Source organism: Marinobacter sp. L-13 (genome assembly GCF_056857715.1).
Genome location: NZ_JBSXNQ010000001.1, coordinates 1 through 3,227, shown reverse-complemented (window position 1 = coordinate 3,227; position 3,227 = coordinate 1). Strand labels below are relative to the sequence as shown.

At 57.9% G+C, this 3,227-nt stretch carries 3 protein-coding genes; all 3 read right to left on the bottom strand.

The window, feature by feature from the left end; translation table 11 throughout:
• A partial coding sequence (locus tag AC13DD_RS00015) for an AAA family ATPase (protein ID WP_482930645.1) occupies window positions 1–1,289 on the bottom strand: 1,289 nt, incomplete at its 3' end.
• A gap of 55 nt (window positions 1,290–1,344) precedes the next feature.
• Window positions 1,345–2,439 carry a 3-dehydroquinate synthase gene (gene aroB, locus AC13DD_RS00010; protein ID WP_482930644.1) on the bottom strand — a complete coding sequence of 365 codons (1,095 nt, stop codon included), beginning with the start codon at window positions 2,437–2,439 and terminating at the stop codon, window positions 1,345–1,347.
• Complete coding sequence (gene aroK / locus AC13DD_RS00005; RefSeq protein WP_482930643.1) at window positions 2,432–2,998, bottom strand: shikimate kinase AroK; 567 nt, start codon at window positions 2,996–2,998, stop codon at window positions 2,432–2,434. The genes aroB and aroK overlap by 8 nt, the downstream gene beginning before the upstream one ends.
• Window positions 2,999–3,227: the final 229 nt, after the last annotated feature.

Genomic DNA, 3,227 nt, shown 5'->3' with positions numbered 1-3,227 from the left:
GTCCAGCCTCCACGCGCCCGAACCTGATCAATCGCCGAAAAATACGCCGGGTTTGCTGGAGTGAAGCTCGGCGCGGCCTCTGGCTCTGGCTCTGGCTCTGGCTCTGGCTCTGGCTCTGGCTCTGGCTCTGGCTCTGCCTCTGGCTCTGGCTCTGGCTCTGGCTCTGGCTCTGGCTCTGGCTCTGGCTCTGGCTCTGGCTCTGGCTCTGGCTCTGGCTCTGGCTCTGGCTCTGGCTGATCAGCTTCCGGCTCGGTTACCGGCTCTGTCAATACCGTTTCAGGCTCCACGGCAGGCTGGTCCTGCGACGGCTCTTCCGGGGATGGCACTGAATTCTCTGTTTCAGGCCCAATGGTTATACTCTTTCTCACCGGCTCCGGTGCTTTTACAGTCTCGCCGGCCACGGATTCATCATACTGGCGCGACACAAACCACCAGGAGCCCGCAAGGAGCACAAGGGCCAGCCCGGGCAAAAGGAACCGCTTCCACGGAACGTGCTTAGGGCGATCGACACTCCGCGAGGCCACCATGTCCAGCCAAACGCCCGGAGTCACACGCTTGAGTCGCGCAAAGCTACCCTGGCTCAGGGCGTGAATTTTGGAGACCCGGGCCGGACTCAGAAGTTCCCCTGCCTTGCCGCCGGCAGCGTGAACCCGTGGTTCCAGATAGGCAACGATTTCATCCCTGGTGAGAGGCCGCAGATGTATCTGGTGGACACTTGTGCTCGCATCATCCAGGCCCATCGACTGGACCAGGCTATCCGTTCCGGCAAACACCGGAACGGCAGAAGAGCCACGCTCTGAAGCCAGATAGGCGGACAGGATAAGCCTTAGCAACTCCGTCGGCGCCCGGTCGGCATCGTCAATCAAAAGGACCATACGCTGGCCCTTTCGGACCCGCGATTCAGACCACTTGAAAAAGCCATAAACCAGGTCTCGGGGGCTGTCTTCCGGGCCGAGATTTGAGCGGGAAACCGCTTTCAGGTCCCGGGCAAGGGCCTGGGCGCTGGTCAGCGCTGCCGCCGGTATACGGTGAAAGTCGAGTCTGGATGATTCGCTGCGGACCAGCTCCGCCAGTATTCGGGTTTTGCCCGAGCCAGCAGCTCCGGTCAATAACAGAGCCATATCACCGAAGCCGCATAGATGGCGCAACGCTTCCAGAGCGTGATGACGCATGGCATCCGGAAAGAACGGCGTCTCCATTTCCAGCGGGTTGGCACGGAGGCTGTAGCGCTGCTGCAACCTGGGGAACAGGCCTCCGCCATCAAGACTGTTCAAGCTTTCTTCAGTCACGGGTCTTCCTTGTCTTCTGGTCCGCTACCAAATCATTGATGCCTTCGGGCCGTCATCATGTCGAGCTGCAAAAACGTGCAAAGGTGAGAGCAAGGTTTTCAGGACTCGCTTCGGATGTGACCACGGCGTCTCCAACCGAACGAAGCAGGACCAGCCTCAAAAGGCCATCCACGTTCTTCTTGTCGACAGCCATCAGACCCATAAAGTCATCGGCCGTCATTGCAACCGGGGGCTTATCCGGTAAACCGGCCCGGAGGATCAGTCGGTTTATACGATCACAATCGTCACGGCTGATCATCCCTTCAAGCGCGGATAATTCGGCAGCCATCAGCATACCGGTGCCTACTGCTTCCCCGTGCAGCCAGTTGCCGTAACCGGCATAGGTTTCGATCGCGTGGCCGAAGGTGTGACCAAGATTCAGAATCGCCCTGAGGCCACCTTCGCGCTCGTCGAGTGCAACAATTTCGGCCTTGCAAGCGCAGGACCTGAAGATGGCTTCTGCCAGCGCCTCCGGATCAAGACTGACCAATGCATCCATGTGCTCTTCAAGCCAGCCAAGAAAGCCCTGATCCCGGATCAGCCCATATTTGATAACTTCCGCCAGCCCCGCTGACACCTCTCTGGCGGGCAAAGTCTGTAGACTTGCCGTGTCTATCAACACCGCTTGCGGCTGATGGAAAGCCCCAATCATGTTCTTGCCAAGCGGGTGATTGATGCCGGTTTTCCCACCTACAGAAGAGTCGACCTGGGAAAGCAGCGTCGTTGGAATCTGGATGAACGGCACACCACGTTGATAACAGGCTGCTGCAAAACCAGCCATATCCCCGACCACACCTCCACCGAGGGCAACCAGAGTGGTTTTTCGGGTGTGGCGATGTTCAAGGAGACCGTCAAAGATGCTGTTAAGAGTCTGCCAATCCTTGAACCTCTCGCCATCCGGAAGTACGACGGTATCAACCCGCTTCCCCGGAAAGCTGGCTTTCGCCCGCTCAAGATAGAGTGGTGCCACAGTCTCATTGGTAACGATCATGACCTGCGCCCCGGAAACAAAAGCTGACAGATCCTGAGTGCCGAGAAGCCCCTCACCGATAAATATGGGGTAGCTGCGTTCACCGAGCTCTACCGAGAGCTCCCGATACCGATTAGACATGGTTGCGACCTTCCTTACGTATCTGCCTTTTATGACGTGGGGTTTTCGGGTTCAGGCGGTTAACCAGCTGACGAACGACAAGCCTCGGGCTTTTTCTGTCTGTGTACATGATGATGTCGGCCAGGCTTGAATACAGGGGATCGCGGATTGAGAAAAGTTTCCGCAAGACCGCCTCCGGATCATCGTTCTGCAACAAGGGCCGATTTCGGTCTTTGCGCGTTCGCTCTACCTGTTGCTCTATCGACGTTTTCAGATAGATAACCGTGGCGCCTCTCTTGAGTATCGGATGATTCTCCTGCCGCATCACTGCCCCGCCCCCTGTGGCCAGCACGGTGTTATCTTCACGGGACAACTCATCCAGCATTGCTGTTTCCCGCAGACGGAAGCCGTCCTCCCCTTCAACATCAAAAATCCACGGGATGTTGGCCCCGCACCGCTCTTCAATGATGCGATCAGAATCGAAGAAACGATAGCCGAGCTCTTTGGCGAGCATCCGGCCAATCGTGCTTTTCCCTGCTCCCATGGGGCCAACGAGGACAACGCGTTTTGGCAAAGACATAACTTCCGCTCAGTTTTGATCAGGCGGGTGAGAATATCACAGGGCCGGTACTTGCATAAGCTCCGTACCCGGCCTGTGGGGAATTCAGGCAATCGGGATAGGGGGGAGCCATGAGGCTCCACCCCTCCCACACCACCCGGCATGCGGGTCCGCACCGGGCGGTTCGAGACGTTGAGGGTTCACGAGAGTCTCGGCACTCCCAACCGGTCGAAGTAGGCAATCGTCAGGA

Excerpts from the sequence above, each read along its gene's own strand:
- aroK (WP_482930643.1), bottom strand. The coding sequence starts at position 2,998 with ATGTCTTTGCCAAAACGCGTTGTCCTCGTTGGCCCCATGGGAGCAGGG.
- aroB (WP_482930644.1), bottom strand. The coding sequence starts at position 2,439 with ATGTCTAATCGGTATCGGGAGCTCTCGGTAGAGCTCGGTGAACGCAGC.